This is a genomic window from Streptomyces sp. S6 (assembly GCF_054880855.1).
In genome coordinates, this window is sequence record NZ_JBTYMC010000078.1 from 1 (window position 1) to 25974 (window position 25974).

30 protein-coding genes and 1 pseudogene are annotated in these 25974 nt (G+C 72.5%); 15 read left to right on the top strand and 16 right to left on the bottom strand.

The window, feature by feature from the left end; translation table 11 throughout:
• Together ACVNF4_RS13735 and ACVNF4_RS13740 are read right to left on the bottom strand one after the other, a co-directional pair.
• Nucleotides 1–492 (bottom strand): ABC transporter ATP-binding protein (locus ACVNF4_RS13735; RefSeq protein ID WP_461803057.1); only part of this gene is annotated, 492 nt, incomplete at its 3' end.
• A complete protein-coding gene (locus ACVNF4_RS13740; RefSeq protein WP_461803058.1) occupies nucleotides 489–764 on the bottom strand; it encodes an SHOCT domain-containing protein in 276 nt (91 codons plus the stop codon). The genes ACVNF4_RS13740 and ACVNF4_RS13735, both read right to left, overlap by 4 nt.
• 176 nt (nucleotides 765–940) lie before the next feature.
• Here ACVNF4_RS13740 and ACVNF4_RS13745 point away from each other — a divergent pair, with 176 nt between their 5' ends.
• The 5 genes and pseudogenes from ACVNF4_RS13745 to ACVNF4_RS13765 form a co-directional block, all read left to right on the top strand.
• Entirely contained in the window at nucleotides 941–1516 is a 576-nt protein-coding gene (locus ACVNF4_RS13745; protein ID WP_461803059.1) for a TetR/AcrR family transcriptional regulator, read from the top strand.
• Between the two features lie 9 nt (nucleotides 1517–1525).
• Nucleotides 1526–1933: a (R)-mandelonitrile lyase gene (locus tag ACVNF4_RS13750; protein ID WP_461803060.1), complete on the top strand. Its 408-nt coding sequence runs from the start codon at nucleotides 1526–1528 to the stop codon at nucleotides 1931–1933.
• Nucleotides 1934–1942: 9 nt separating this feature from the next.
• Entirely contained in the window at nucleotides 1943–2530 is a 588-nt protein-coding gene (locus ACVNF4_RS13755) for a DUF4865 family protein (protein WP_461803061.1), read from the top strand.
• Entirely contained in the window at nucleotides 2527–3438 is a 912-nt protein-coding gene (locus ACVNF4_RS13760) for a phosphotriesterase family protein (protein ID WP_461803062.1), read from the top strand. The genes ACVNF4_RS13755 and ACVNF4_RS13760 overlap by 4 nt, the downstream gene beginning before the upstream one ends.
• 314 nt (nucleotides 3439–3752) lie before the next feature.
• Nucleotides 3753–3923, top strand: a pseudogene (locus ACVNF4_RS13765) (IS5 family transposase); the annotation flags it as partial.
• Between the two features lie 9 nt (nucleotides 3924–3932).
• Here the strand turns inward: ACVNF4_RS13765 and ACVNF4_RS13770 are convergent.
• Together ACVNF4_RS13770 and ACVNF4_RS13775 are read right to left on the bottom strand one after the other, a co-directional pair.
• Entirely contained in the window at nucleotides 3933–4427 is a 495-nt protein-coding gene (locus ACVNF4_RS13770) for a hypothetical protein (protein ID WP_461803063.1), read from the bottom strand.
• Nucleotides 4428–4632: 205 nt separating this feature from the next.
• Nucleotides 4633–5541, bottom strand: a complete 909-nt coding sequence (locus ACVNF4_RS13775) for an NAD(P)-dependent oxidoreductase (protein ID WP_461803064.1) — start codon at nucleotides 5539–5541, stop codon at nucleotides 4633–4635.
• Between the two features lie 225 nt (nucleotides 5542–5766).
• Between ACVNF4_RS13775 and ACVNF4_RS13780 the strand changes: the two genes are divergently transcribed.
• Nucleotides 5767–6354 carry a TetR/AcrR family transcriptional regulator gene (locus ACVNF4_RS13780; protein WP_461803065.1) on the top strand — a complete coding sequence of 196 codons (588 nt, stop codon included), beginning with the start codon at nucleotides 5767–5769 and terminating at the stop codon, nucleotides 6352–6354.
• A 95-nt stretch (nucleotides 6355–6449) separates the two neighbouring features.
• Entirely contained in the window at nucleotides 6450–7217 is a 768-nt protein-coding gene (locus ACVNF4_RS13785; RefSeq protein ID WP_461803066.1) for an SDR family NAD(P)-dependent oxidoreductase, read from the top strand.
• Nucleotides 7218–7296: 79 nt separating this feature from the next.
• Here ACVNF4_RS13785 and ACVNF4_RS13790 read toward each other — a convergent pair whose 3' ends face one another.
• Together ACVNF4_RS13790 and ACVNF4_RS13795 are read right to left on the bottom strand one after the other, a co-directional pair.
• The gene (locus ACVNF4_RS13790; protein ID WP_461803067.1) at nucleotides 7297–8541 is read right to left on the bottom strand and encodes an ROK family protein; all 1245 of its coding nucleotides are present in this window, start codon (nucleotides 8539–8541) and stop codon (nucleotides 7297–7299) included.
• Nucleotides 8538–9320, bottom strand: a complete 783-nt coding sequence (locus ACVNF4_RS13795) for an alpha-ketoglutarate-dependent dioxygenase AlkB family protein (protein ID WP_461803068.1) — start codon at nucleotides 9318–9320, stop codon at nucleotides 8538–8540. The genes ACVNF4_RS13790 and ACVNF4_RS13795 overlap by 4 nt, the downstream gene beginning before the upstream one ends.
• A gap of 66 nt (nucleotides 9321–9386) precedes the next feature.
• Between ACVNF4_RS13795 and ACVNF4_RS13800 the strand changes: the two genes are divergently transcribed.
• Complete coding sequence (locus tag ACVNF4_RS13800; protein WP_461803086.1) at nucleotides 9387–10523, top strand: methyltransferase; 1137 nt, start codon at nucleotides 9387–9389, stop codon at nucleotides 10521–10523.
• Between the two features lie 339 nt (nucleotides 10524–10862).
• Here ACVNF4_RS13800 and ACVNF4_RS13805 read toward each other — a convergent pair whose 3' ends face one another.
• Together ACVNF4_RS13805 and htpG are read right to left on the bottom strand one after the other, a co-directional pair.
• Complete coding sequence (locus ACVNF4_RS13805; protein ID WP_461803069.1) at nucleotides 10863–11423, bottom strand: AMIN-like domain-containing (lipo)protein; 561 nt, start codon at nucleotides 11421–11423, stop codon at nucleotides 10863–10865.
• Between the two features lie 216 nt (nucleotides 11424–11639).
• A complete protein-coding gene (gene htpG, locus ACVNF4_RS13810; RefSeq protein WP_461803070.1) occupies nucleotides 11640–13523 on the bottom strand; it encodes a molecular chaperone HtpG in 1884 nt (627 codons plus the stop codon).
• A gap of 181 nt (nucleotides 13524–13704) precedes the next feature.
• Between htpG and ACVNF4_RS13815 the strand changes: the two genes are divergently transcribed.
• The 3 genes from ACVNF4_RS13815 to ACVNF4_RS13825 all read left to right on the top strand — a co-directional run bounded on the left by ACVNF4_RS13815 (nucleotide 13705) and on the right by ACVNF4_RS13825 (nucleotide 16140).
• Nucleotides 13705–14949 carry an MFS transporter gene (locus tag ACVNF4_RS13815; RefSeq protein ID WP_461803071.1) on the top strand — a complete coding sequence of 415 codons (1245 nt, stop codon included), beginning with the start codon at nucleotides 13705–13707 and terminating at the stop codon, nucleotides 14947–14949.
• A 142-nt stretch (nucleotides 14950–15091) separates the two neighbouring features.
• Nucleotides 15092–15823, top strand: coding sequence for a maleylpyruvate isomerase family mycothiol-dependent enzyme (locus tag ACVNF4_RS13820; RefSeq protein WP_461803072.1), 732 nt, complete (start codon nucleotides 15092–15094; stop codon nucleotides 15821–15823).
• 32 nt (nucleotides 15824–15855) lie between these two features.
• The gene (locus ACVNF4_RS13825; RefSeq protein WP_461803073.1) at nucleotides 15856–16140 is read left to right on the top strand and encodes a DUF6332 family protein; all 285 of its coding nucleotides are present in this window, start codon (nucleotides 15856–15858) and stop codon (nucleotides 16138–16140) included.
• On the opposite strand, the gene ACVNF4_RS13830 is transcribed toward ACVNF4_RS13825, so the two are convergent.
• The 4 genes from ACVNF4_RS13830 to ACVNF4_RS13845 form a co-directional block, all read right to left on the bottom strand.
• A complete protein-coding gene (locus tag ACVNF4_RS13830) occupies nucleotides 16101–16766 on the bottom strand; it encodes a response regulator (RefSeq protein WP_461803074.1) in 666 nt (221 codons plus the stop codon). The genes ACVNF4_RS13825 and ACVNF4_RS13830 overlap by 40 nt on opposite strands.
• Entirely contained in the window at nucleotides 16763–18025 is a 1263-nt protein-coding gene (locus ACVNF4_RS13835; protein ID WP_461803075.1) for a histidine kinase, read from the bottom strand. The genes ACVNF4_RS13830 and ACVNF4_RS13835 overlap by 4 nt, the downstream gene beginning before the upstream one ends.
• Nucleotides 18026–18116: 91 nt before the next feature.
• Nucleotides 18117–18395 (bottom strand): hypothetical protein, encoded by a 279-nt coding sequence (locus ACVNF4_RS13840; protein WP_461803076.1) that lies wholly within the window; start codon nucleotides 18393–18395, stop codon nucleotides 18117–18119.
• A 45-nt stretch (nucleotides 18396–18440) separates the two neighbouring features.
• Nucleotides 18441–19142: a TetR/AcrR family transcriptional regulator gene (locus ACVNF4_RS13845; RefSeq protein ID WP_461803077.1), complete on the bottom strand. Its 702-nt coding sequence runs from the start codon at nucleotides 19140–19142 to the stop codon at nucleotides 18441–18443.
• Nucleotides 19143–19291: 149 nt separating this feature from the next.
• On the opposite strand from ACVNF4_RS13845, the gene ACVNF4_RS13850 reads away from it, so the two are divergent.
• Nucleotides 19292–19741, top strand: a complete 450-nt coding sequence (locus ACVNF4_RS13850; RefSeq protein ID WP_461803078.1) for a nitroreductase family deazaflavin-dependent oxidoreductase — start codon at nucleotides 19292–19294, stop codon at nucleotides 19739–19741.
• On the opposite strand, the gene ACVNF4_RS13855 is transcribed toward ACVNF4_RS13850, so the two are convergent.
• Nucleotides 19731–21002 carry a geranylgeranyl reductase family protein gene (locus ACVNF4_RS13855; protein ID WP_461803079.1) on the bottom strand — a complete coding sequence of 424 codons (1272 nt, stop codon included), beginning with the start codon at nucleotides 21000–21002 and terminating at the stop codon, nucleotides 19731–19733. The genes ACVNF4_RS13850 and ACVNF4_RS13855 overlap by 11 nt on opposite strands.
• 192 nt (nucleotides 21003–21194) lie before the next feature.
• Between ACVNF4_RS13855 and ACVNF4_RS13860 the strand changes: the two genes are divergently transcribed.
• Both ACVNF4_RS13860 and ACVNF4_RS13865 read left to right on the top strand, forming a co-directional pair.
• Nucleotides 21195–22550: a M20/M25/M40 family metallo-hydrolase gene (locus ACVNF4_RS13860; protein ID WP_461803080.1), complete on the top strand. Its 1356-nt coding sequence runs from the start codon at nucleotides 21195–21197 to the stop codon at nucleotides 22548–22550.
• A gap of 59 nt (nucleotides 22551–22609) precedes the next feature.
• Complete coding sequence (locus tag ACVNF4_RS13865) at nucleotides 22610–23674, top strand: protein kinase family protein (protein ID WP_461803081.1); 1065 nt, start codon at nucleotides 22610–22612, stop codon at nucleotides 23672–23674.
• 32 nt (nucleotides 23675–23706) lie between these two features.
• On the opposite strand, the gene ACVNF4_RS13870 is transcribed toward ACVNF4_RS13865, so the two are convergent.
• Nucleotides 23707–24762: an NUDIX hydrolase gene (locus ACVNF4_RS13870; protein ID WP_461803082.1), complete on the bottom strand. Its 1056-nt coding sequence runs from the start codon at nucleotides 24760–24762 to the stop codon at nucleotides 23707–23709.
• Between the two features lie 140 nt (nucleotides 24763–24902).
• A complete protein-coding gene (locus ACVNF4_RS13875) occupies nucleotides 24903–25097 on the bottom strand; it encodes a hypothetical protein (protein WP_461803083.1) in 195 nt (64 codons plus the stop codon).
• A gap of 251 nt (nucleotides 25098–25348) precedes the next feature.
• On the opposite strand from ACVNF4_RS13875, the gene ACVNF4_RS13880 reads away from it, so the two are divergent.
• Complete coding sequence (locus tag ACVNF4_RS13880; protein ID WP_461803084.1) at nucleotides 25349–25666, top strand: hypothetical protein; 318 nt, start codon at nucleotides 25349–25351, stop codon at nucleotides 25664–25666.
• Between the two features lie 15 nt (nucleotides 25667–25681).
• On the opposite strand, the gene ACVNF4_RS13885 is transcribed toward ACVNF4_RS13880, so the two are convergent.
• A partial coding sequence (locus ACVNF4_RS13885; protein ID WP_461803085.1) for an ROK family protein occupies nucleotides 25682–25974 on the bottom strand: 293 nt, incomplete at its 5' end.

Here is a 25974-nt window from a genome sequence, read left to right on the forward strand (position 1 = left end):
GTCGGGGTGGCCGGCGAAGGCGCGGGCCACGGCCACCCGTTGCTGCTGGCCGCCGGAGAGCTGGGAGGGGCGGTGGCGCAGCCGGTCGCGCAGGCCGACGACGTCGATCAGGGTGTCGATCCACTCCGTGTCGCCGGGGCGCCCCGCGAGGTCGAGCGGCAGCCGGACGTTCTCGGCGACCGTGAGCGTCGGCACCAGGTTGAACGCCTGGAACACGAAGCCGACCCGGTCCCGCCGCAGCACCGTCAGCCGCCGGTCGTCCAGCGCGCCCAGTTCGGTGCCGCCGATCCACGCGCTCCCCGAGGTGAGCGTGTCGAGCCCCGCCGCGCAGTGCATCAACGTCGACTTCCCCGACCCCGAGGGCCCCATGATCGCGGTGAACCTCCCGGCCGGGAAGTCCACGCTCACCCCGTCCAGGGCGCGTACTGCGGTGTCGCCGGCGCCGTACACCTTCACGGCGTCGGTGACCCGCGCGGCCGGTGTCGCGGTCATGCCGCATCACCGCCCTTGCGCCCGAAGTGCTCCTCCAGGACGGAGAGCCGGCGCCAGTACTCGTCCTCGTCGATGTCGCCGGAGGCGAAGCGGCGGCCGAGGACGGCGAGGGGCGCGTCGCCGAGGGCGCGCGGGGCGGAGCCGGTGCTGCGCCTGCGCCATCCGGTGCGGCGCAGGACGGTGACGACCAGGGCCACGGCGGCGGCCCAGATCAGGGGGAAGAGCAGGATCCAGGGGCCGGGGCCGCCGTATCCGCTCGCGAGGGTGGTCATCTCCGGTCATCTCCTTCGGCAGCGGTTCGTCCGTCGCTGTCGAGGCTCTCGCCGGGAGGGGGGTGGGGTCGTCGCACGCTCGGCGGTACCTCACGTACTTCCCGGGGAGTATGTGAGGTACCACGCACTACTCCGGGGACACCGCAGAGAACGACTGGCGCTCTGTAACTACTAGTATGTACAGTGCTCGTATGAGCACCTCGGAACGTCTCGTCGAGTCCACCCGCGAACTGCTCTGGGAACGCGGTTACGTGGGCACCAGCCCCAAGGCGATCCTGGAGCGCGCGGGCGCCGGGCAGGGCAGCATGTACCACCACTTCAAGGGCAAGCCCGACCTCGCGCTGGCCGCGATCCGGCGCACCGCCGAGGAGTTGCTGGCCGGCGCCGAGGCCGTCCTCGACACGCCGGGCACCCCGTACGAGCGCATCGCGGCCTACCTCCGCCGCGAACGTGACGTGCTGCGCGGCTGCCCGATCGGCCGGCTCACCATGGACCCCGACATCATGGCCAGCCCCGAACTCCGCGCCCCCGTCGACGAGACGCTCGCAGCGATCCGTGCGCGGATCGCCGGGGTCGTCGAACTGGGGAAGGAACAGGGCGAGTTCGCGGCCGGCCTGGACGCCGGGGAGATCGCCTCGGCGGTCGTCGCGACCGTCCAGGGGGGCTACGTCCTGGCCCGTGCCTCCGGTTCGCCGGAGGCGTTCGACGCGGGCGTCCGCGGCCTGCTCACCCTGCTCGCACCGCAACGCTAGAGGAACCCCATGCACATCACACGCCACCGGCCCGACCCCGTACAGGGTCCCGCCGAGCACTTCACGGGCACGGTCCGGCTGGAGGAGATAGCGGTACCGCCCGCGCCCTCACGGCTGCGCATCTTCAACGTCCGCTTCGACCCCGGCGCCCACACCGCCTGGCACCGCCATCCGCACGGCCAGGTCCTGCACGTCGTCGAGGGCGAGGGGCTGGTGCAGCGTCAGGGCGGTGCCGCCGAGCCGATCAAGGTGGGCGACACCGTGTGGATCGAGCCCGGCGAGTGGCACTGGCACGGCGCCGCACCCCACACCGGCATGTCACACATCGCCACCGTCGAGGCCGCCGACGACGGCACGACCACCGACTGGGCCGCCCACGTCGACCCGCACAACTACGCCTGCGCCCACACTTCCTGAGGAACCGTCATGCACGCCATGCAGTACGAACTCACTCTCCCCGCCGACTACGACATGGGAATCGTCCGCACCCGCGTGGCCCGCGCCGGGCACCTCCTCGACGACTGGCAGGGCCTCGGCCTCAAGGCGTACCTCATGCGTGAGCGCGGCACCGACGGCTCACCCGTCAACCAGTACGCCCCGTTCTACCTGTGGCACACCACGCAGGGCATGAATCGTTTCCTCTGGGGCGGCCCGTTCCAGCGCCTGAGCGACGACTTCGGACGCCCGTCCGTGCGCCGGTGGGAGGGGGTGGCGTACGAGGCCGGTGGCGCCGTCGGTGCGCCGGCCGTCGTCGCCGTGCGGCAGCGGGTGCCGTTCCCGCCGGACGGCGCGGTGTACGCCGACGTGGTGGAGGGCGAGGCGGAGGCGGTCGGGAAGCTGGCGCGGGAGGAGGGGGTGGTGGTCGCCGCCGTGGGGGTGGACACCTCGCGGTGGGAGGTCGTGCGGTTCTCGCTGTGGGCGCGGGACACGCCCGGGGCGGAGGGTGAGGTGTTCCGTGTGCTGCATCTGTCGGCGCCGGGGCTGACGGAGCTGCCCAGGGGGCGTCAGTGGTGAGGGCCGTCCGCACAGTGGTGGGTGATGTACCACCGGAGCGGCTCGGTGTCTGCGACGCGCACGACCACCTCTTCTTCGGCAGTCCGCTGCTCCCCGGGCAGGAACTGGACAGCGCCTCCGCCGCGCGGGCCGAACTGGTGGCGTTCCGGGAGCTGGGCGGCGGTTCGGTGGTGCAGTGGACCCCGTACCGGATGGGGCGCCGGGCCGCCGATCTCCCCTCCCTGGCACGGGAGTCGGGCGTCCACATCGTCGCGGCGACGGGGCTGCATCAGGCCCGGCACTACGACGCGGGGACGCTGGAGGAGGTGCGTGGACCCCGGCTCGCGGAGCTGTTCGTCGCCGAACTCGCCGACGGGATCGGGACGTCGGGGGTGCGGGCCGGGCTCGTGAAGGTGGCCGGCGGGTTCCACGCTCTCGACGCGCACGCCCGCTGGACCATGACGGCCGCCGCCGAGGCCCACCACGCGACGGGGGCGCCGATCGCCGTCCATCTGGAGCTGGGGACGGGCGCGTTGGACGTCCTCGACCTGCTGTGCGGGGAGTTGGGCGTGCCGCCGGAGCGGGTGATCCTGGGCCATCTCAACCGTTCACCCGACCTCTTGACGCACCGTCAGCTTGCCGAGCACGGCTGCTGGTTGGCGTTCGACGGCCCGTCCCTCGCCCATCACGCCACCGACTGGCGGATGCCGGACGCCGTACTGGCCCTCGTCGAGGCCGGGTTCGGGGACCGCCTGCTCCTCGGCGGCGACACGACGACCGCCGGTGCGCGGGCGGTGAACGGCGGGCCGGGGATGCCGCATCTGCTGCGCCGGGGGCGGGAGCGGCTGGCGGCTGTCGTGGGCGAGGAGGCGGTGGGGCGGATGCTCACGGAGAACGCGGGGCGGGCGTTCTCCGTGGCGTGGCGGTGAGTGGGCGCGGGTGGTGAGGCGGTGAGCGGGGGCCTGGACGTGACAGGCTCACGGCCGATGGCGTGGCCGGACTCGCGCCGGGCCACGTGACCGATCCCGGAGCCGACTTGTGACGGACCTCGCGATCGGTCCCGAAGCCGGCGTCGGGACCTTCGGCCTCGACATGAGCAGCCGTGCGGGAAGCCGATCGGCACCGGGCTGAGGGGTATCAAAATTTGATCTTGCGCTGTGGACGATCGCAGCTCATGGCGCACGGCAATCTCACGGACGAGCAGTGGGCGGTGCCGGCACCGTTGTTGCCGCTGGGGAGGAAGCCGGGCCGGCCACGCGTCCGCCCCGATCGCGTGCGGGCCGACAAGGCGTACGCCTCCCGTCGGAATCGCGTCTGCCTCAAGAGACACCGTGCTGTCGTCACGCGATACGACAAACTCACGGTCCGCCACGAGGCGACCGTCCTGATCGCAACCGTCAGCGTATGGCTGTGAACAGGGCCTTCAAGACTCATAAGGACCACCCCGGAAGTACATGCTCCTGCACATTCGGGGACGGTCACCGCGCTCGTGCGCGGCATCGGAGCGGTCGGCAGGTGCCGTCCGTCGGGCCAGCGCCCGCAGCGTCTCCAGGCGGGCCAGCACCTCCGCACGATTCTCCGACACCTTCATCCACGCCGGCAGCCGAGCGAACATCGACATCGTCGACTGCGCGCCGCCACGCTCGCGCAATCGCGCCGCGACATAGGCGGACAGCTCGTCGACGTGCTCCTCGTTATAGGCCCACAAGATGTGACCGGCACAACCGGTCTGTAGCCACAGAGGCCGCTGGAAGAACGGATCTTCACTACCCCCCAGCACCGCGCCGACCAGACCGGCCCCCCGCACCTCAGGTTTCCAGTCGGCGACGGCACCGCACCCTCCACAAGCCAGACGACGCGGCTGGAACAGGAACTCGCTGAAGTATTTGGGATCAGGAAGGCCGGGCCGGGGGATCACGAGAGCGCGGCCCTCGCATCGCGGACAGACCACAAGCATCCGACCCGCGAACCGAGCCAACCAGCCCCCTGAGTCATAGTGACGAGCGGGATCAGTGCGCGGCTCGGAATCCATGACGGACACTTTCGCAGGTCCGCGATACGGGCAGCTACTGGATTCTCAAGCAGGCCCCGCAGGTCGCTGCCGGCCACTTCCGGTACCCGGCCTAAGCCTGGGAGCCCGCCTCGGCCCCCGGCGTGCCACCCGGCTCGAAGCTCGCGAAGTACGCCGCCGCCATGTCCTCCTCGCCGTGGCCCGCCGCAGCCGCCCGTGCCAGCCGCTCGGCGGTGGCCGCGGCCACGTCGAGCCTGACCCCGCCGGCCCGCCCCGCCTCGACGATCAGCCGGGCGTCCTTCTCGGCCGTCGTCACCCCGAACTGGGCCGGGGACAGGCGCCCTTCGAGAATGAGGGCCGACTTGGCGTGCAGGTATCCCATGTCGAGCGGCCCGCCGGCGATCAGCGCGAAGAAGTCCTGCGGGTCGACGCCGAGTGCCTGGGCGAGGGAGAGCACCTCGCCGGTGGCGGCGGTGGCGGCCAGCACCCAACTGTTCGCGACGAGCTTCAGCCTGGTCGCTCCACCGGGCTCCTCACCGGCCCACACGGTCCGGGCACCCACCGCGTCGAACACCGGGGCAACGGCAGTACGGTGTGACACCTCACCGGCCGCCAGCACCGTGAGCTGCCCCGCCTCGGCCGGCTGCCGGGTCCCGAGGACCGGCGCGTCGAAGAACACGAGGCCATGGTCATGGGCGAAGTCCGCCAGCTCCGCCACGGAGTCGAGGCCCGCGGTGGTCGACTGCACCCACAGCGTCCCCTCCCCCAACCCCGGTACCGCATCACGCATCACACCCAGCACCGCGCCACCGTCGTACAGCATGGTCACCACGACATCAGCACCACGCACCGCCTCGGCCGGAGTGTCCACGACCTCCACCCCGTCACCGCCCAGCGGCTCGGCCTTGGCCCGGGTCCGGTTCCACGCACGCACGGCGTGTCCGGCGCGAGCGAGGTTGCGGGCCATCGCGGCACCCATGATGCCGGTGCCGAGAACGGCCACGGTGAGTTGCTCGGACATGACGTCAGCTCCTGATACGGCGTGGGGTTGTCCCACCCATCCTCCCTACTGGCACACGCGGCGCGCGAATCGAGGTTGGTGTGTCACCCGACGACCACGAAGGGCTGTTGGCGCCGGTGGCCCTCGGCTGTGGTACCGGGATCTGCGGCGGCCGGTGACAGCGACGCTGTGGAGCCTCACCGAAGTTGTTTGACCGATCGTTCTCGAATGGCTTAGCCTCCCGGCATGGCGAGGACCAAGGAATTCGACCCGGACGCCGCGTTGCAGGCCGCTGTGGAGTTGTTCTGGCGGCGCGGCTACGAGGCCACCTCGATGGCCGACCTCGTCGAGCACCTGGGCATCGCACGGGCCAGCATCTACGCGACCTTCGGCAGCAAGCACGAGCTGTACCTGAAGGCGCTCGACCGCTATGGGGAGGCCAACCGTCCCGTCCTCGTGCGGGAGTTGTCCGCGCCGGGTCCGGCCCTGCCCGGAGTCCGGGCTGTCGTGAGGCGGTTCGCCGACGAGGCGGCGGCCGAACCGGGGCGACACCGTGGTTGCCTCGTGACCAACACGGCCGCCGAGCTGGCTCCGCACGACACGGCCGCCACCCGGCGCATCGACCTCGACTGGGACCACCTGGAGACGCTGCTGCACTCGGCGCTCGTACGGGCCGAGGCACAGGGCGAGTTGGCGCCGGGACGTGATCCGCGTGCGCTCGCGCGCATGCTGCTGGTGCTCCTCCAGGGGCTGCGGATCGTCGGGAAGGCGTCGGCCGACCCGACGGCCCGGGTGCGGGACGCGGCGGAGCAGGCGCTGGCCCTGCTCGACTGAATCCCGTCGCGACACCCCAGGACACCGTCACCCCGACTTGACACCTGCTCCCCTCATACTCAAATTCAAGACCAGACATTCTCGAAAGGACTCTCATGTCTCCCCAGCGCTTCGCCGACCGCACGGTCCTCGTCACCGGCGCCGGTTCCGGCATCGGCCGGACCCTGGCGCTCGCCTTCGCCGCCGAGGGCGCGAACGTCGTGGTCGCGGGACGCACCCGGACCGCTCTGGACGAGACGGTCGCGCTCGTCGAGGAGGCGGGCGGGACCGCACTCGCCCGGACCGCCGACGTGACGGACGCGGCGGACGTCGACGCGCTCGTGCAAGCCGCCGTCGAACGGTTCGGATCGCTGGACGTCGCGGTGAACAACGCCGGGACCATCCGCGCCGGACGGCCGCTCGCCGATACGGACCCGGCGGACTGGCAGGCGGTCGTGGACACCAACCTGACCGGCGTGTTCCTCGCCCTGCGCGCCGAGATACGGCAGATGCGCTCGCAGCCGCGCGGCGGCGCGATCGTCAACATCGCCTCGAACCTGGGGAGTTACACGCAGAAGCCGGGCGCCACGGCCTACGCCGCGAGCAAGGCCGCCGTCGCCTCCCTCACCCGGGGCGCCGCCCTGGAGCACATCGGGGACGGTGTCCGTATCAACTCCGTGAGCCCTGGGGTGACTCGGACCTCGATGTCCCTGCTGCCGGGCGAGACGGAGGAGGCGCGTGCGGCGCGGATGAAGGTGCAGTCGCCGCTGGGCCGGGCCGTCGCGACCGACGAAGTCGCCCGTGCCGTCCTGTACTTGGCGTCGGACGACGCGGCCCCGGTGGTCGGCGCGGACCTGGTGATCGACGGCGGCACGACGCTCTGACTCCGGCCCGCCCTCCACCTCGCCGCCCTGGCTCCGGCCAAGCCCTTCACCTCGACGGGTGCCGTCGCCCTCCCGCCCACTACCCCCCGCTCAACGCCCCCAGCGGATCGTCCAGCACCGGCTGCCACGCCAACTCCGCCGCCCCCACAAGGCTGTTGTGGTCCAGCGAGCAGGCGAGGATCGGCACCCCGCCGCTGCGACCCCACAGGCTGCGGTCGGCGACGACGGCCCGCAGCCGCTCGGGGTCGGCGTCGAAGAGGGTGCGGTGGAGACCGCCGAGGATGATGCGGTCGGGGTTGAGGATGTTCACCAGCCCGGCGATCCCCAACCCCAGCCGGTCGATGAGGGTTTCGGCCGCCGTGCGGACGACCGGGTCGGCGTACTCCTCGCGGACCAGGCGGTCGGCCTGGTGCAACAGCGAGCCCTCGGGCCCGGGTTCACGCCCGGCCGCGGTCAACAGGGCCAGCGGATCCGCCTCGACGTCCAGGCAGCCGCGGCTGCCGCAGTGACAGGGGCGGCCCTCGGGGTTCACGGTGAGGTGCCCGACCTCCAGGGCGAGGCCCGAACTCCCCGTGTGCAGACGGCCGTCGAGGACCAGGGCGCCACCGACGCCCCGGTGCCCCGTGGCCACGCAGAGCAGGTCGCGGGCGCCGCGCCCGGCCCCGTGCCGGTGCTCGGCGAGCGCCGCGAGGTTGACGTCGTTCGCGGCGAACGCGGGCCCCTCCACCCCGACCGCGCCGATCCGCTCGGCGAAGATCTCCCGCACCGGCGCCCCCACCGGCCAGGCCAGATGCAGGGGGTTGAGGGCGAGCCCCTCGGGTTCGGCGACGGCCGACGGGACGGCGAGCCCGGCGCCGACACAGCGCCGTCCGCTGGCCCGCAGCAGGTCGGCGCCCGCCTCGACGACGGCACTGAGGATCTTCACGGGGTCCGCGTCGACGACCTCACAGCCCGGGGTCGTCGCGACGATCCGGCCGCCCAACGCGACCAGCGCGGCGCGGAAGCCGTCGGCGTGGACCTGCGCGGCCAGCGCCACCGGCCCGTCGTCGGCGAGTTCGAGGCGGTGCGAGGGGCGGCCCTGGGAACCGGCGGCGGCCGTCGGGTGGGCGTCCACCCGGATCAGGCCGAGCGCCTCCAGCTCGGCGGCGACGGCTCCTGCGGTGGCGCGCGTCACCCCGAGTTCGGCAGTCAGGACCGCCCGGGTCGGCGCCCGCCCGGTGTGCACGAGCTCCAGCGCGGGCCCGAGCGCACCGCGCCCCCGGTCCAACCGCGCCCGTGAGGTGGTCCTTTCCCCCGCCGGCCGGGGGTCCGCCTTGCCGCTCATGAGGGCGAGTCTCCCATGATCCGCTCGGTGCCGTGGCCGTGAGCGAGGCCACTTACGCGCAGCGTCACGTTCAGCCGCCCGACGAGCCCGAGCCCGGCCGGCGCCGTCCCCGGAAGCACCTTCGGTACCGCGTGATATGCCATACGTGACGCACCGCCGAACACGAACAGATCCCCACTGCGCAGCTCGACGTCCGTGTACGGCCGCCCCCGCGTCTCGGTGTTCCCGAACCGGAACACGCACCGGTCCCCCAGACTCAGCGACACCACCGGCGCGTCCGAGCGCTCGTCGGCGTCCCGGTGCATGCCCATCCGGGCGTCGCCGTCGTAGAAATTGATGAGGCCGATGTCGTAGGCCGGCGCAGGGGGCGGTGGTACATCACACACCGCCGAGTCCCCCGGCGAGGTGCCGCACACCGCTGAGTCCCCCAGTGGTGCATCACACCCCGCCGCCCCGCCCCGCGTGCCGTACGCCGCCCCCACCGCCCGCCGCCCCAGCTCCCCCAGCCACGCGGGGAACGGTTTCACCGGTGCCCCGTCCCCGTCGGCCACCGTGCGGGAGTACGCGTACGGGTACCAGTGCCAGCCCAGACAGACCTGGCGGGCGGTCATGGTGCCGCCGCCCGGGGTGCGGACGGTGCGCAGGCCGGCCGGTGGACGCGCCCACTCCCGGCACGCTTCGAGGAGCTCGCGCTGGGCGGCGGCGTCCAGCCAGTCGGGCACGTGCACGGCGCCCGGCGCGATCAGCGCGGGTTCCCGAGGAAACAGCTCGGCGTCCATCCGACCATCCTGCCGCACCCGGTCTGAGCTGCGGTTCGGCTAGCCTGGCTGACGATGAACGACCGTATGACGACGCCGTGGGGCGAGCTGGAACTGAGCCGCTTCCCCGAGGACCCGCGCGACCGGCTGCGTGCCTGGGACGCCGCCGACGCGTATCTGCTGGCGCATCTGCACGAGCAGGCGGTGCCGCTGACCAGCACGGTCGTCGTGCTGGGCGACCGCTGGGGCGCGCTGGCCACGGCGCTCGCGCAGGCCGGGCCGACGCAGATCACCGACTCCTGGCTGGGTCAGGAGGCGACGCGCGCGAACCTCGCGCGGGCCGGTGTCCCGACCGGTTCCGTGCAGTTGCTGACGACGCAGGACCCGCCGCCCGCCCGGGTCGACGTGCTGCTGGTGCGCGTGCCGAAGAGTCTGGCGCTCCTGGAGGACCAGTTGCTGCGGCTCGCTCCGGCGCTGCACGCGGACACGGTCGTCGTGGGCACCGGCATGGTCAAGGAGATCCACACCTCCACGCTCCGCCTGTTCGAGCGGATCATCGGCCCGACCCGGACCTCCCTGGCCCGCCAGAAGGCCCGCCTCGTCTTCGCCACGCCGGACCCGGAGCTGAAGCGCCCGGCCAACCCGTGGCCGTACGGCTACACCCTCCCGGACGACGTCGGGGTCCTCGCCGGTCACCCGGTCGTCGGCCATGCGGGCGTCTTCTGCGCCGACCGCCTCGACATCGGCACGCGCTTCTTCCTCGCGCATCTGCCCGGTACGCGGGGTGTGCGCCGGGTGGTGGACCTCGGCTGCGGCAACGGCGTGGTCGGTACGGCGGTGGCGCTCGCCAACCCGGAGGCCGAGGTGCTGTTCACGGACGAGTCGTTCCAGGCGGTGGCGTCGGCGGAGGCGACGTACAAGGCCAACGGGGTGCCGGGGCACGCGGAGTTCCGGGTCGGGGACGGGCTCGCGGGGGTGCCGGACGCCAGCGTGGACGTCGTCCTCAACAACCCGCCGTTCCACTCCCACCAGGCGACGACCGACTCGACGTCGTGGCGGATGTTCAGCGGGGCGCGGCGGGTGCTGCGGCCGGGTGGCGAGCTGTGGGTGGTGGGGAACCGGCACCTCGGGTACCACGTCAAGCTGCGGAAGCTGTTCGGGAACTGTGAAGTCGTCGCCGGGAACCCGAAGTTCGTCGTGCTGAAGGCGGTCAGGGAGGGCTGAGGGCCCGGATGGTCCGCGCGACCGTCCGGGTCGTCGCCTCGCGCGCCGCGCCGAGGTGGGCGCGCAGGAGGGTGAGGGCGGTGGTGGCGAACCGGGTCGGGGCGACGGGTCTGCGGTGACCGCGGTCGTGCGGGTGCGGCCGTGCTCGGCGCGGGCCCTGTGCAGCAGGTCCAGCACCTCCGCCGTCGTGCCGCCTCTCGCCGCGATGATCGTCCCCGCACGGTACGACTACCGGGTTCACGCCATCAAGAACACCTCGGCGGCAGCGCGAGTGCGGCCGGCGTCGGTGCGGCCCGATGCCGGGGACCGGCGGGCGGGAGCCGGTCCCCGGCGGATGGTTCACCAGGTGTGCGCCACGTCGATCACGATCTTGTCCGTCAACTGCTGGACACGGAAGGGGAGTCGGGCCCGTACGCCGAGCCCCATCAGGGTCTCGCCCTCGAAGCTGCTGGCGAAGCGGGTGTCGCGGAAGGTGGTGTAGCCGGTGACGTCGACCCCGGGGAGGGGCTGCCGGGCGCGGCCGGGGTAACTGGGCTTGCCCGACTCGTAGTCGTAGCTCGGCGCCACGAGGCGGATCGAGAGGATCGCGCCGCCGGAGACCGGGATGAGGTCGCCGGTGCCGTCCTGGTGGAGGGCGTCCACGTAGCCGACGCGGTAGCCGACACCGGTGCCGCCGCCGGGTATGTCGAAGACGATCCGGTCGTAGCAGTCGTGCTGACCCGTGCGGCCGTCGGTGAGCGGTTTGTACTTCGTCGAGGAGACGTTCTTGTCGAGGCTCCCCCAGCCGGTGGGACAGGCGGCGATGCCCTGCCCCTGGGCCGCGGTCGCGGTGGTCGCCGCGGTGCCGAGTGCCGTGACGGCGAGAGCCAGAGCCGCAACTGCCGCTGCTGTGCGTCGCATTGCTTCCCCCTGAGGTGGGTGATGTGACAGTGACGCGACCTAAGACGACACAGCCCCGGGAAAGGTTGGGTTCGCGAACGGAGCCCGTGCACAAGCCACTTCGCGCACCAATCCCGTCAACTGCTCATCGATACAGGTGAGATGCCGTGCGAAAACGCGCCGGGCGTGCACCCCTCGGTGAGGAGCGCACGCCCGGCCGGGTACGTGGTCAGCGTGTCAGAGCGACTTCTCCAGCCGCTCCGCCACCACCCGCACGAACTTCCCGGGCTCCTTCGGCCGCCCGCCCTCGGCGAGGACGGCGAGCCCGTAGAGCAACTCGGCGGTCTCGACGAGCCCTTCGCGCCGCGTCTCCTCCTGGTAGGCCCGGTTCAGACCCTGCACCAGCGCGTGCCCGGCGTTGAGTTCGAGGATGCGCTTGGCGGCCGGGATCTCCTGCCCCATCGCCCGGTACATGTTCTGGAGCGCCGGGGTGATGTCGCCCGCGTCGGAGACGACGCAGGCCGGGGAGACGGTGAGGCGGGAGGAGAGACGGACGTCCTTGACCTCGTCGGCGAGCCGCTCCTTCATCCAGTCGAGCAGCCCGGCGTACTCCTCGGCCTGCTTCTCCCGTTCCTCACCGGCCTGTTCGCCGTCCTTCGCGTCGAGGTCGATCTCGCCCTTGGCGACGGAGCGCAGGCTCTTGCCCTCGAACTCGGGGACGGCGTCGACCCACACCTCGTCGACGGCGTCGGTGAGCAGCAGCACCTCGATGCCTCGGGCCGAGAAGGCCTCCATCTGCGGGGAGTTCTCGATGCTCTCGCGGGACTCGCCGGTGAGGTAGTAGATGTCCTCCTGGCCGTCCTTCATCCGCTCCACGTACTCCTGAAGCGTCGTCAGCTCACCGGACTCGGCTGTGGCGTTGGTGCTCTCGAAGGAGCAAACACCCAGCAGGGCGTCCTTGTTGTCGGTGTCGCTGAGCAGACCCTCCTTGAGGACGGCCCCGAACTCCCGCCAGAACGTGGCGTACTTGTCGGCCGCGTTCGTCCGCATCTCCTTGACGGAGGAGAGGAGTTTCTTCGCGAGCCGGCGCTGGATCATCAGGATGTGCCGGTCCTGCTGGAGGATCTCGCGGGAGACGTTCAGCGAGAGGTCGGCCGCGTCGACGACGCCCTTGACGAACCGCAGGTACGGCGGGAGCAGTGCCTCGCAGTCGTCCATGATGAGGACGCGCTTGACGTAGAGCTGGAGGCCGCGCCGGTAGTCGCGGGTGAACAGGTCGTGCGGGGCGTGCTCGGGCAGGAAGAGCAGGGCCTGGTACTCGAAGGTGCCCTCGGCCTGGAGGCGGATGGTCTCCAGGGGGGCCCGCCAGTCGTGGCTGACGTGCTTGTACAGCTCGTGGTACTCGTCGTCGGTGACCTCGTCGCGCGAGCGCGCCCACAGGGCCTTCATCGAGTTGAGCGGGGCGTCCTCGGCTGCGAGCCGGATCGGCCAGGTGATGAAGTCCGAGTACTTCTTGATGATCTGACGGACCGTCCAGTCGGCCGTGTAGTCGTGGAGTTGGTTCTCCGGGTCGGCCTCCTTGAGGTGCAGCGTGACGGCCGTGCCCTGGGGCGCGTCTTCCACCCGCTCCAGGGTGTAGGTTCCTTCGCCGCGCGAGGACCAGCGGGTACCGGCGTCCTCGCCGGCCCGTCGGGTGAGCAGCGTCATCTCGTCGGCGACCATGAAGCCGGAGTAGAAGCCGATGCCGAACTGGCCGATGAGGCCCTCGACTTCGTCCTCTTCTCCGTCGCGCTCCTTCAACTCCTTGAGGAACGCGGCGGTTCCGGAGTTGGCGATGGTGCCGATGAGCCTGCCGACCTCGTCGTACGACATGCCGATGCCGTTGTCGCGGACGGTGAGGGTGCGGGCGTCCTTGTCCAGCTCGATCCCGATGTGCAGGTCGGAGGTGTCCGCGTCGAGGCTGTCGTCCCGGAGCTTGTCGAGGCGCAGCTTGTCGAGCGCGTCGGAGGCGTTCGAGACCAGCTCCCTCAGGAACACGTCCTTGTTCGAGTAGACCGAGTGGATCATCAACTGGAGAAGCTGACGCGCCTCCACCTGGAACTCAAACGTTTCCGTCGCCATGATGCGCGTGTCCTTCCACGTGCCGAATCCACCGGTTCACAAAAGCGAGAGCAACTCTAAAACACCAAGTGGGGCGGCATGACAGGCATCGCAGGCTTCAGGCCGATCCGGCCGGGCAGAACTCTTCCTGCGACCGGCTGCCCTCTTGCCCCGGACACCGATCTCTCCTTAGCCTGATTTTGTGCCGCTGATAAACAAAATCCGCTCGCGCAGTGCCGCGCCGGGCGGCAGCAGTGACCTGACCCTCCTGCGGGCCGTCCTGACCGCGTTCTTCGCCGTGGACGGCTTCATGTTCGCCGGCTGGGTCGTCCGCATCCCCGACATCAAGGAGCGGACCGGCGCCTCGGCCTCCGCCCTCGGGCTGGCCCTGCTGTGCGTCTCCGGCGGGGCGGTCGTCACCATGCTCTTCACCGGTCGGCTCTGCCAGCGCTACGGCAGCCATCCGGTCACGGTGGTCTGCGCGGTCCTGCTCTCCCTGTCGATCGTCCTCCCCCCGCACGCCCCCTCGGTCCCGGTCCTGGGCGCCGTCCTGCTCCTGTTCGGCGCGGCGTACGGGGGCATCAACGTGGCCTTCAACAGTGCGGCCGTGGACCTCGTCACCGCGCTGCGCCGGCCGATCATGCCCAGTTTCCACGCCGCGTTCAGCCTCGGCGGCATGCTCGGCGCGGGCCTCGGCGCCCTCGTCGCGGGTGTCCTGTCCCCCGCCTGGCACCTGCTCCTACTGGGCGTCGTCGGCCTTCTGGTGACGGCCGTCGCGGGCCGCACCCTCCTGCGCCTGCCACCTGCACGTGCAGCCGCACACGACACGTCAGCCGCACGTGCACCCGCACAGGAATCCGGACGGCCGTCCCGGCCCGCGAAGGCCACCCCCCGCACCCGGCGTCTCGTGATCGTCTTCGGCCTGATCGCCGGCTGCACGGCCTACGGCGAGGGCGCCCTCGCCGACTGGGGCGCACTGCACCTGCGCGAAGACCTGGACGTCTCCGTCGGCGCCGCCGCCGTCGGGTACTCGTGTTTCGCGCTGGCCATGACGGTCGGACGGCTCTCGGGGACGACGCTCCTGGAGCGGCTCGGCCGCAGCCGTACCGTCGTCGCGGGCGGGGCTCTGGCGGCGGCCGGGATGCTGCTGGGCTCGCTGGCCCCGGCGTTCTGGGCGGCGCTGCTCGGCTTCTCCGTGGCGGGCCTCGGGCTCGCGAACCTCTTCCCGGTGGCCGTCGAGCGGGCGGACGCGCTGGCCGGGCCCCACGGTGTCGCCGTCGCCTCCACCCTCGGCTACGGCGGCATGCTGCTCGGCCCGCCCGCGATCGGCTTCATGGCCGACTGGTTCTCCCTGCCCGCCGCCCTCACCAGCGTCGCCGTCCTCGCCGGCCTCGCCGCGCTGATCGGGACGTTCGCCGGACGCGCGGAGCGCCGGACGGCGGGCTGAACCCCCGCACTCCGCCGACCACGCCCCGTTCTCGACGCGCCCCCCGTTCGCGCCCCCTCCGCAGACGTACGCCCCCCAGCCGCGCCCCCTCAAAGCCGCACGCTTCCCCCCTCGTCCCGGCCCCCTTCGCCACACTCGCCCCATGGACACAGCCGATTTCATCCGCACCCTCGACCACGAGGGCCGTGCCCTCGCCGCTGCCGCCGAGGCTGCCGGTGTCGACAGCGCCGTACCGACCTGCCCCGGCTGGCGGGTACGGGAGTTGGTGGAGCACACGGGGTCCGTGCACCGCTGGGCCCGCGCGTACGTCGCCGAAGGCATCGCGCAGCGGCGACCGTTGGCCCCGGCGCCGAGACTCGACGGCCCGGCGCTGCTGGAGTGGTACCGCGAGGGGCACAACCGGCTCGTCGGCACCCTCACGGACGCCCCGCCGGACGTCGACTGCTTCACCTTCCTCCCCGCCGCCTCCCCGCTCGCCTTCTGGGCCCGCCGCCAGGCCCACGAGACGGCCGTGCACCGCTACGACGCGCAGTCCGCGACCGGCGCCGAACCCGCCCCGGTCACCGCCGAGTTCGCGGTGGACGGCATCGACGAGATCCTGCGCGGCTTCCACGCGCGCGCAAGGAGCCGCGTGCGCACCGAGTCGCCCCACGTGCTGCGCGTGCGCGTGACGGACGCGGACGACGCGGTGTGGACCGTACGGCTGTCCGGCGAGCCCCCGGTGGCGGAGCGGACCGGCGCGGGCCCGGCGGACTGCGAACTCGGCGGTCCCGCAGCGGTGTTGTATCTGGCGCTGTGGAACCGGGTGCCGTTCCCGTCAGTTGAGGGTGACGGTTCGCTGGCGGAGCTGTGGTCGCGGCGGTCGGCGATCTGACGGTCCGCCAACTGCCGTGCGAAACTTGGCGCATGACACAGTACGGGGGACGTCGCACGCAGGCCGACCGGGACGCGATCACGGTGGAGATCGGGTACGCGCTGTTCAGCGCGGCGTTCGCGGCGGCGGTGGTGTTCGGGGCGGTGGCCGGCCCCTCGCTGCTCTTCGAACTGCCCTATCCGGCCGACGACTTGCTGTTGAAGGCGGGCGTCGGACTCGTCCCGGTGGTGTTCCTCGCCCGGGTGGTCGGTGTGCTGCTGCGGTTCCGTACGGCCGGTCAGCCCAGCCAGCCGGGGCGCACCAACCCCGACTCGTAGGCGAGCACGACGAGTTGGGCGCGGTCGCGGGCGCCCAGCTTCACCATCGCGCGGCTGACGTGGGTCTTCGCGGTGAGGGGGCTGACGACGAGCCTGCGGGCGATCTCCTCGTTCGACAGGCCGATGCCGGCCAGCGCCATCACCTCCCGCTCCCGTTCGGTGAGCGGTGCGAGGGCGGCGGCGCTCGACGGGTCCTTCGAGCGGGCCGCGAACTCGGCGATGAGCCGCCGGGTCACACCGGGCGACAGCAGCGCGTCCCCGGCGACCACCGCCCTTACCGCGCGCAGGAGTTCCTCGGGTTCGGTGTCCTTGACGAGGAAGCCCGAGGCGCCGGAGCGGATCGCCTCGAAGACGTACTCGTCGAGTTCGAAGGTGGTGAGGACGACCACCTTCACGTCCTTCAGGGCCGCGTCCCCGGTGATGTGGCGGGTCGCGGCGAGGCCGTCCAGCACAGGCATCCGGATGTCCATCAGGACGACGTCCGGTCCCGCGTCCCGCACGGCCCGTACCGCCTCCTCACCGTCCGCCGCCTCACCGACCACCTCGATGTCGGCCTGCGCGTCGAGCAGGGCGCGGAAACCGGCGCGGACTAGCGACTGGTCGTCGGCGAGCAGTACGCGGATCACTGGTCGTCCTCCTCGGGGGGCTGCGGGGATGTACACGATTCTCCGGCCCCGCGCGCGGGTGGCGCCGTCCGAGGTTCCCCCGTTCCCCGCAGCGGCAGCAGCGCCACCACCCGGAACCCGCCGTCCTCCCGCGCGCCCGCCTCGATCGTCCCGCCGAGTGCCGTCGCCCGTTCCCGCATGCCGGCGAGTCCGTTGCCGCTGCCGCCGGCGTCCGAGCCGGTAGCCGGGCCGTCGTCGTCGACGACGAGCCGCAGCGCGCCGCCCGCCTTGTCGAGGCGCACGCGCGCGTGGCGGGAGCCGGAGTGGCGGACGACATTGGTGAGTGCCTCCTGGACGATGCGGAAGGCGGCGAGGTCGGTGCCCGGGGAGATGCGGGGCGGGGTGCCGTCGACGTGGACGGTGAGGCCCGCGCGGGCGGCCTGTCCGACGAGTTCGGGGAGCCGGTCGAGGCCGGGGGCCGGGGTGCGCGGGGCGGCTCCGGGGGCGCGGAGGGTGTCGAGGACCTGGCGGACCTCGCCGAGTGCCTCCTTGCTGGCCGCCTTGATGGTGGTCAGGGCCGCGCGCGCCTGCCCCGGGTCGGTGTCGAGGAGGGCGAGTCCGACGCCCGCCTGGACGCTGATGACGGAGAGGCTGTGCGCGAGGACGTCGTGCAGTTCGCGGGCCATGCGCAGCCGTTCCTCGTCGGCGCGGCGCCGGGCCGCCTGGGCCTGTTCGGCGCGCTCCCGCGCCCACTGCTCACGCCGCGCAAAGGCCAGTTCGGAGACGGTGACGATCACCGCGGCCCAGGCGGCGACGCCGAGTTCCTGTCCCAGGGGCGCTGCCGAGTCGCCGCCCGGGGGCAGCCACCGGTACAGCCACTGCGCGATCAGCAGGTGGACGGCCCACAGCGTCCCGAGGGCGGCCCACGCGGCTGTGCGGTGTCCGGTGACGACGGCGGAGAGGCAGGCGAGGCCGACCGTCAGGAACACCGGTCCGTACGGGTAGCCGCCGCCGAGGTACAGGGCCACCGCCAGCGTCGTCCCCCACAGGACGGCCACGGGCTGCCGGCGACGCCACAGGAGCAGGCCGGCGGCGACGGCGAGCAGCACGCGCGCGTAGCCGTCGAGCGGCGCGCGGGTGCCCTCCTGGCCGTGGGCCGCGTAGGTCGAGCCGATGAGCACGAACGCGGTGACGAACGCGGTGGACCGCCAGGGCCACCGGTCGCCGTCCACCCAGTCCCGCGCCCACGGCGGCGGTCCGCCTCTTCGCCGTTCCTCCATACCGGCCACGCTAGACGGCACCACCGTCACCGCACGTCCACCGGGCGGAGCGGTACGGAGTACTCCGCGGGGAGTAGTTCCCGGGTTCGCCCTACCTCTCGTCCGCCGGGAAGAAGTCGGCGCTCTGGACGTACTCCATCGCCGCCGTGAACACGGGGTCGTCCAGCCGGCGTTCGAGTTCCTCCGGAGAAACGTCCTCCACGCGCGCGTGGATCCAGTACAGGTTGCCCAGGGGGTCGCGGACGCGGCCGACGCGGTCGCCGAAGAAGAGGTGGGTGACCTCGGTGACGGAGGTGGCGCCGGCCTCGACGGCGCGGCGGTGGCATGAAGAGGCTCCCAGGAGCCCCTCACAGCCGCTTGACAACATCATTGGGAATCTCCTCGTGGTCGGGTCGGCGGCCACGCCAGGGACCCTCTAGGCCAGTGGCTGTCCCACAAGGCCGATCCCGCGCGCGAGGCGTGCGGCGGCCTCGCGGAAGAACGGGTCGCGGTCCTCGACGACGCGGTGGAACTGGCCGAAGAGCTCGAAGCCGACCAGGCCGTAGAGCTGGGCCCAGGCGGCCACGAGGGCGGCTGCGGTGCCCGGGGGGAGGCCGGGGGCCAGGTCGGCGGCGATGCGTTCGGCCTCGGGGCGCAGGGCGGCCGTCAGGGGCGGTTCGGTGAGGGCGCCCGCGTGGTGGGCGTCGCGGGTGATCGCGATGAGGAGGAGTCCGACGCGGGCGGCGGCGGGGACGGTGGATCGGGGGGCGTGGTAGCCGGGGACGGGCGAGCCGTAGATCAGCGCGTACTCGTGGGGCCGCGCGAGCGCCCACGCGCGTACGGCCTCGCAGACGGCCACCCAGCGGCGTACGGCGTCGTCCCGGGCGACCTGGGCGTGGGCCTTCTCGGCGGCCTCGCCGAGGCTGTCGTACGCGTCGATGATCAGGGCCGTGAGGAGGTCGTCGCGGCTCGGGAAGTAGCGGTAGAGGGCCGAGGAGACCATGCCGAGCGCGCGGGCGACGGCCCGCAGGGAGAGCTGGGCGGCGCCGTCGGCGGCGAGCTGCCGGCGGGCCTCCTCCTTGATGGCGGCGGTCACTTCGACCCGCGCGCGGGCGCGGGCCCCGGGAAGGGTGTTCATGCCGTCCAGTCTCCCATCCGAACGGATCGGCGCACACATTGGAGAGCGGCGAACAAAAGAGAGAGCGGTGCTCTTGCAATGAGCGCACGGCTCGTGCAGACTCGGAGACACGGAACGAGAGCACTGCTCTCCGAGACTCGGGAGTCACCATGTTGCAGCCGTACTACCTCAAGGCCAGCCCCCTGAACGCCCGCCTCAACAACGTCATCGGCTGGCTCGCCCGGCACGGCCTCAGCCTGGCGGGCAGCGCCGAACTGTCCGTGAAGGGCCGCAAGAGCGGGCAGTCGCAGCGCATCCCGGTCAACCCGCACACGCACGAGGGCGCCCAGTACCTGGTCTCCGCGCGGGGCCACTCGCAGTGGGTGCGCAACATGCGCGCGGCGGGCGGCGGCGAACTGCGGGTCGGCCGCAAGGTGCGGGAGTTCACGGCCGTGGAGCTGCCCGACGCCGAGAAGACCGCGATCCTGCGGACCTACCTGGAGCACTGGGGCTGGCAGGTCGACCAGTTCTTCCAGGGGGTCACGGCGAAGTCGTCGGACGAGGAGATCGCCGCCGCGGCGGGCGACCACCCCGTCTTCCGGATCACCGTCAGGGGGTGACCTCGTCGCCGCTCTCCTGCGGCTCCGCCGCCTTGGGCCGCAACTCCACCCCGATCAGCACGCGCTGCGCGAGCGGATGCGTCCGCACCAGCTCGCCCAGGGTCGTCTTGCCCCGGGTGATCTCGGCGAACGCGCGCCAGGCGGGACGGAAGCCGGTCAGCGCCGCGTGGAACAGGCCGGGACGGCGCTCGAAGGCGGCCAGCATGCGCTTGCCGACACTCATCTCGACACCGAGGCCCGCCTTGACGGCGAACGCGTAGTTGAGGGCCTGACGGCGGGTGTCCACCGCGTCGTGCGCCTCCGCGATACGCACCGCCCACTCCCCCGCCAGCCGCCCCGAGCGCAGCGCGAAGGAGATCCCCTCACGGGTCCACGGCTCAAGCAGCCCGGCCGCGTCCCCGCACACCAGCACGCGCCCGCGCGACAGCGGCGAGTCGTCCGCACGGCAGCGCGTCAGATGACCCGAGGAGACGCTCGGCTCGAAGCCGGCGAGACCGAGCCGCCCGATGAAATCCTCCAGGTACCGCTTGGTCGCGGCGCCCTCCCCGCGCGCGGAGATCACGCCGACCGTCAGGGTGTCGTCCTTGGGGAACACCCAGCCGTAACTGCCCGGCATCGGGCCCCAGTCGATGAGGACCCGGCCCTTCCAGTCCTCGGCGACCGTCTGCGGCACCGGGATCTCCGCCTCCAGACCGAGGTCCACCTGGTCGAGCTTCACGCCCACATGTGCCCCTATGCGGCTGGCACTGCCGTCCGCGCCGACCACCGCGCGCGCCAGGAGCGTCTCGCCGCCCTGGAGGACGACGGCGACGCTGCGCCGGTCCGGGACGGCCGAGCCGTGCTGCTCGACACGTGACACCGTCACGCCCGTACGCAGCTCGGCGCCCGCCTTCTGGGCGTGCTCCACCAACTGCTGGTCGAACTCGGGGCGGTTGATCAGCCCGAACAGCATCTGACGCGAGCGGCGCGTGCGCGTGAAGCGGCCGTTGTTGGAGAACGTGACCGCGTGCACCCGGTCCTTGAAGGGCAGGTCGAAGCCGGGCGGCAACGCGTCCCGGGAGGGGCCGATGATGCCGCCGCCGCACGTCTTGTAGCGGGGCAGTTCGGCCTTCTCCAACAGCAGCACACGCCGCCCGGTGACGGCCGCCGCGTACGCGGCCGAGGCGCCGGCGGGCCCCGCGCCCACCACGACGACGTCCCACACCCGACCCGCGCCCTCGGTCTCGCGCACGTCGTCCGCCGAAGAGTTCTCGCTGCTCACGATGGTCTACTGCTCCCGATCCAGCCGCCTGTCGCACCTGTCCACCCGCATCCTACGGCGGAGATCACCGAGGTCCTCCGGTGAGGCCTCGCAGGTCCGAGCGCGTACGCTCGCTGCGAGATCTGCCGCCGTACGGACCCGTACGGACCCGTGCTCACCCCGTACAACGTCGCAGCCGCGAGGAGCGTGCCCATGTCGTCGAAATCGGTCGCCGAGACCGTCGCCTCCCTGATGCCCAGGGCTCAGGCGGAGCTGGCCGAGCTGGTGGCCTTCCGGTCCGTGGCCGACTTCGAGCAGTTCCCGCGCGCGGAGAGCGAGGCCGCCGTCCGCTGGATCACCGACGCGCTCACCGCGGAGGGCTTCAAGGACGTCTCCGTCCTGGACACCCCGGACGGCACGCAGTCCGTGTACGGCTTCCTGCGGGGCCCCGAGGGCGCGCGGACGGTCCTGCTGTACGCCCACTACGACGTGCAGCCCCCGCTGGACGAGGCGGCGTGGACGAGCCCGCCCTTCGAGCTGACCGAGCGCGACGGGCGCTGGTACGCGCGCGGGGCCGCCGACTGCAAGGGCGGCCTGATCATGCACCTGCTCGCGCTGCGCGCCCTCAAGGCGAACGGCGGCGTCCCGGTGCACGTCAAGGTCATCGTGGAGGGCTCCGAGGAGCAGGGCACGGGCGGCCTGGAGCGGTACGCCGAGGCCCACCCGGAGCTGCTGGCCGCCGACACGGTCGTCATCGGCGACACCGGGAACTTCCGCGTCGGGCTGCCGACGGTCACCGCGACCCTGCGGGGCATGACGATGCTCCGGGTGAGCGTGCGCTCGCTCGAAGGCAACCTGCACTCCGGGCAGTTCGGCGGCGCCGCCCCCGACGCCCTCGCCGCGCTCATCCGGGTCCTCGACTCGCTGCGTGCCGAGGACGGTTCGACGACGGTCGACGGGCTGGCGTCCGACGCCCGCTGGGAGGGCCTCCAGTACGACGAGGCGCAGTTCCGGCAGGACGCCAAGGTCCTCGACGGTGTCGGTCTGACCGGCACCGGGACCGTCGCCGACCGCATCTGGGCGCGGCCCGCCGTCACCGTCATCGGCATCGACTGCCCGCCGGTCGTCGGCGCCACCCCCTCCGTGCAGGCGCACGCACGCGCGCTGGTGAGCCTGCGCGTCCCGCCGGGCACGGACGCCGCCGAGGCGACGAAGCTGCTGCGCGCCCACCTGGAGGCGCACACCCCCTGGCAGGCGCGCGTGGAGGTCGAACAGGTCGGCCAGGGCCAGCCGTTCAGCGCCGACACCTCCAGCCCCGCGTACGCGGCGATGGCCGACGCCATGGCCGTCGCCTACCCCGGCCAGGAGATGCAGTACGCCGGCCAGGGCGGCTCGATCCCCCTGTGCAACACCCTCGCCGCGCTCTACCCGAGCGCGGAGATCCTCCTCATCGGCCTCAGCGAGCCCGAGGCCCAGATCCACGCGGTCGACGAGAGCGTGTCCCCGCAGGAGCTGGAGCGGCTGTCGGTGGCGGAGGCGCTGTTCCTGCGGAACTACGCGGCGAGCTGAGCGGGGGCGGCGTGGGCGGGGGTGAGGGCGTGCCGCGCGGGGTGCACGGGGTCGACTCGGTGCCACGTGGGACGTCTGCGGAGGGCACGGCTTCACGTGGCACGCCCGAGGGAAGTGCCACGCGGTCGGCCGCCCACGCCGTCGTCTCGGCAGCCCTGGCCCGCCTCGACGACGCGGAGGTGACCGCCCTCCTCGACGCGGGCGAGCGGCTGGCGACCGGCGTGGGCGGGAGCACCGCGCGCGTGGAGGTCGCCGGGCGGCCGGTGTTCGTGAAACGCCTGCCGCTGGCCGACGCGGAACTCCGCCGCTCGACAGCCGACGTCTTCGGCCTCCCGCCCGCCTGCCACTACGGCATCGGCGCCGTGCCGAGCCCCGGGTTCGGCGCCTGGCGGGAGCTGGAGGTGTACGAGACGACCACCCGGTGGGCGCTCTCGGGCCGCTTCCCGGGCTTCCCGCTGCTGCACCACGCGCGCGTACTGCCCGTCCCCGCGCCGGTGGACTCCCCCGACCTCGCGCGAGCGGTCGCGTACCGGGGACCGGCCCTCGGCGCGCGGATCGAGGCCATGAGGACGTCCTCGGCGAGCCTGACGCTGTTCCTGGAGCACTTCCCGACCACCCTGCACGACTGGCTGCGCGCTCAGGTCCACGGCCCCCGCCCGGACGAGGCGTGCGCCCTGGTGGACCGTCAGCTGACGGCGCTGACCGCCTTCCTGGCCACCACGGGCCTCGTCCACTTCGACACCCACTTCCGCAACATCCTCACCGACGGCCGACGCCTCCACCTCACCGACCACGGACTGGCGCTCTCCCCCGGCTTCGTCCTGTCCCCGGCGGAACGCGCCTTCCACACCGCCCACCGCGCGTACGACGGCGCGTACACGCGCGCGTACCTGGCCCGTTGGCTGGTCACCGAGTTCCACGGCCCCGCCGACCGCCTGGCACGCCTGCACGCGTACGCGCGCGGCGAGCGCCCTGAGGGCATGCCGGACGGAGCGGCGGCGGTGGTCCGGCGGCACGCGGCCGTCGGCGCGGTGATGGACGCGTTCGAGTCACGGCTCGGGCAGGACCCGTCGGCCGTCTTCCCCGCGGAGACGGTACGGCTGCACGCGGCCGAAGGGGACTGACCAGCCGGCCGCAGAAGGCCCCTCAGCGCCTCTCAGCAGCCCTCTCCGGCCACGGGAACGCCCGCCTCCAGGTAGATCGCCGCTCCCCGCTCCCGGGCCCGCAGGGCCCAGCGCAGGCGTTCGAAGCGGTCGGGCGGGAGGAGGCCGGCGGCCTCGTCCTCGGTGACGAAGCGCCAGGCCCGCAGTTCGGGGCCGGGGAGGGAGACGTCCGCGACGGCGCGGGCGTCCAGGCGTCCGCCGTCGTAGAGGAGGCGCAGACCGCCGTAGCGGGGGCGGCGGGGCGGTTCCCAGTCGACGACGAGGAGTTCGGGGACCTCCGTCAGCCGGATCCCGGTCTCCTCCTCGACCTCACGGACCCCCCCGCGCGCGGGCGCCTCACCGGGTTCGACGACGCCGCCGGGGAACTCCCAGCCGGGCTTGTAGGTCGGGTCGACGAGCAGGACACGGTCGTCCTCGTCGAAGAGCAGCACCCCCGAGGCGACCGTCTCCGCCGTCGGCTCGGGCGTCTGGACGATGTCGCACACCGGGACGGCGCCGGTCCCCACGGCCTCGGCGATCCGCAGGGCCGTCTCGTACGGCGTGAGGGCGCCGGAGTCGATGAGGTGGGCGTCGGCCGTCAGCCAGGCGGCGAGCGCGGCCCGGTAGGGCTCGATGTGGTCGTACGACCACTGCCGGACCCGTATCTCGCCGTCCGGGAGTTCCGGGGGGATCGGACGGCCGGCTATCCGCTCACGCAGGATCGTTTCAGCCGGGGCGAGGAGCACGTGGCGCACCGGTATGCGGCGGGCGGCGAGCCCGCCGAAGATCTCGTCGCGGTACTCCTGGCGCAGCAGCGTCATCGGCACGACCAGGGTGCCGCCGACCTCGCCGAGCAGGGCGGCGGCCGTGTCGATCACGAGCCGGCGCCAGATCGGGAGGTCCTGGAAGTCGCCGACCTCGGCGAGGTGCTTGGCCGGAAGAAGCTGGGTGAGCGCCCCGCCGACGAACTCCGGGTCGAAGAGCGTGCTGTTCGGGAGCAGGTCGCCCAGTTCCCGTGCGGTGGTCGTCTTCCCCGCGCCGAACGCGCCGTTGATCCAGACGACGGTCACGTCTCCCCCTCTTCCGTTGGCCCCCTGAGGCTTGCCCGCTCCACCCTGCCACGGAAACCAGTTCCCGTTGAGGGCCGGGTGAACGCACCGGGGCGCCGGCCCCTCAAGGCCGGCGCCCCACGCCCGTGCCGCCGTCCGCGTCAGCCGCCCTGCCCGAGCGCGTTGTCGTCGACGGCCAGACTGTCGTCGGCCACCGTGTGATCGAGACTGCTGAGCGTGTCCCCCACGTCGAGCCTCCCCACCGGGTCGTGGTCCGCCCCGTGGGACGGCGTGATCGCCGCGACGACGAATCCGGTGGCGAGGGAGGCGATGGCCAGCATGCTGCGCTTCTTCATGCCCACTCCAACGCCGGACGGCGGGGGGAGGTCACGTGCCGGTCCGGGGAGGAACACGTCCTCTGCGCAGAAACCGCCGCCGAGGACCCGGGGCGCCGGCCTCGCCGGGCCGCCCCCGCTCTCCGCCCGACCAGCCCGGATCCGGGACGGAAAAGCCTCAAGAACGCGAAGCCTCGACCGTATACATTCCACTTGACCGAAATCCCATTCGCCGGAAAATCCCTTCACTTGAGCGGTGGTCCCACAACGGTATGGACAGCGCGACCGCCCACCGGCTCCACCGGGAGACCCTGCGCGAGGTCCGGTGGAAGAACGAGCGCGCCATCCAGCGGACCTGGCAGCGCGACTACGAACTCCCGCTCCTTCCCGACCGTTCCGCCGAGGAGAACGCCGTCGTCGAGAAACTGGTCGACCGCCTCGGCATGGCGGGCGCCGACTTCCCGGATCCCGTCGAGGCCGCCGATCGGCGTGCCCAGGTCCTCGCCCGGCTGGCCGACCACCGTGTCACGGCCGTCGTCGAGGACGCGGGGCCGTCGGCGCGGGCGTCCGATGTCCGGGACAGGCGGTGAACCGCCCCACACCGCTCACACCCCCGCCGCAGCCGCCCCCTCCCCCCGCACCAACGCCGCCGCAGCCGCCCCCACCAGCCCCGCGTCCGTCCCCATCTGGGCCGGGACGATCGTGAGGCCCTGGACGAACGACAGGGTGGCGTAGTCGGTGAGATGGCGGCGGAGGGGGCCGAAGAGGACGTCGCCGGCCTTGCCGACGCCCCCGCCGATGACGACGATGCCGATCTCGACGAGCGTCGCGGTCGCGGCGATGCCGGCCGCGAGGGCCTGGGCGGCGCGGTCGAAGGACGCCACGGCGGACGGGTCGC

What these genes read in the sequence shown, in the direction of transcription:
- ACVNF4_RS13840 (WP_461803076.1), bottom strand. Translation starts at nt 18,395, where the DNA reads ATGATGTTGTCAAGCGGCTGTGAGGGGCTCCTGGGAGCCTCTTCATGC.
- ACVNF4_RS13780 (WP_461803065.1), top strand. Translation starts at nt 5,767, where the DNA reads ATGGCGAGGACCAAGGAATTCGACCCGGACGCCGCGTTGCAGGCCGCT.
- ACVNF4_RS13835 (WP_461803075.1), bottom strand. Translation starts at nt 18,025, where the DNA reads ATGGAGGAACGGCGAAGAGGCGGACCGCCGCCGTGGGCGCGGGACTGG.
- ACVNF4_RS13875 (WP_461803083.1), bottom strand. Translation starts at nt 25,097, where the DNA reads ATGAAGAAGCGCAGCATGCTGGCCATCGCCTCCCTCGCCACCGGATTC.
- ACVNF4_RS13820 (WP_461803072.1), top strand. Translation starts at nt 15,092, where the DNA reads ATGGACACAGCCGATTTCATCCGCACCCTCGACCACGAGGGCCGTGCC.
- ACVNF4_RS13740 (WP_461803058.1), bottom strand. Translation starts at nt 764, where the DNA reads ATGACCACCCTCGCGAGCGGATACGGCGGCCCCGGCCCCTGGATCCTG.
- ACVNF4_RS13745 (WP_461803059.1), top strand. Translation starts at nt 941, where the DNA reads ATGTACAGTGCTCGTATGAGCACCTCGGAACGTCTCGTCGAGTCCACC.
- ACVNF4_RS13880 (WP_461803084.1), top strand. Translation starts at nt 25,349, where the DNA reads ATGGACAGCGCGACCGCCCACCGGCTCCACCGGGAGACCCTGCGCGAG.
- ACVNF4_RS13755 (WP_461803061.1), top strand. Translation starts at nt 1,943, where the DNA reads ATGCACGCCATGCAGTACGAACTCACTCTCCCCGCCGACTACGACATG.
- htpG (WP_461803070.1), bottom strand. Translation starts at nt 13,523, where the DNA reads ATGGCGACGGAAACGTTTGAGTTCCAGGTGGAGGCGCGTCAGCTTCTC.
- ACVNF4_RS13800 (WP_461803086.1), top strand. Translation starts at nt 9,387, where the DNA reads ATGACGACGCCGTGGGGCGAGCTGGAACTGAGCCGCTTCCCCGAGGAC.
- ACVNF4_RS13805 (WP_461803069.1), bottom strand. Translation starts at nt 11,423, where the DNA reads ATGCGACGCACAGCAGCGGCAGTTGCGGCTCTGGCTCTCGCCGTCACG.
- ACVNF4_RS13775 (WP_461803064.1), bottom strand. Translation starts at nt 5,541, where the DNA reads ATGTCCGAGCAACTCACCGTGGCCGTTCTCGGCACCGGCATCATGGGT.
- ACVNF4_RS13860 (WP_461803080.1), top strand. Translation starts at nt 21,195, where the DNA reads ATGTCGTCGAAATCGGTCGCCGAGACCGTCGCCTCCCTGATGCCCAGG.
- ACVNF4_RS13785 (WP_461803066.1), top strand. Translation starts at nt 6,450, where the DNA reads ATGTCTCCCCAGCGCTTCGCCGACCGCACGGTCCTCGTCACCGGCGCC.
- ACVNF4_RS13790 (WP_461803067.1), bottom strand. Translation starts at nt 8,541, where the DNA reads ATGAGCGGCAAGGCGGACCCCCGGCCGGCGGGGGAAAGGACCACCTCA.
- ACVNF4_RS13845 (WP_461803077.1), bottom strand. Translation starts at nt 19,142, where the DNA reads ATGAACACCCTTCCCGGGGCCCGCGCCCGCGCGCGGGTCGAAGTGACC.
- ACVNF4_RS13850 (WP_461803078.1), top strand. Translation starts at nt 19,292, where the DNA reads ATGTTGCAGCCGTACTACCTCAAGGCCAGCCCCCTGAACGCCCGCCTC.
- ACVNF4_RS13795 (WP_461803068.1), bottom strand. Translation starts at nt 9,320, where the DNA reads ATGGACGCCGAGCTGTTTCCTCGGGAACCCGCGCTGATCGCGCCGGGC.
- ACVNF4_RS13825 (WP_461803073.1), top strand. Translation starts at nt 15,856, where the DNA reads ATGACACAGTACGGGGGACGTCGCACGCAGGCCGACCGGGACGCGATC.
- ACVNF4_RS13750 (WP_461803060.1), top strand. Translation starts at nt 1,526, where the DNA reads ATGCACATCACACGCCACCGGCCCGACCCCGTACAGGGTCCCGCCGAG.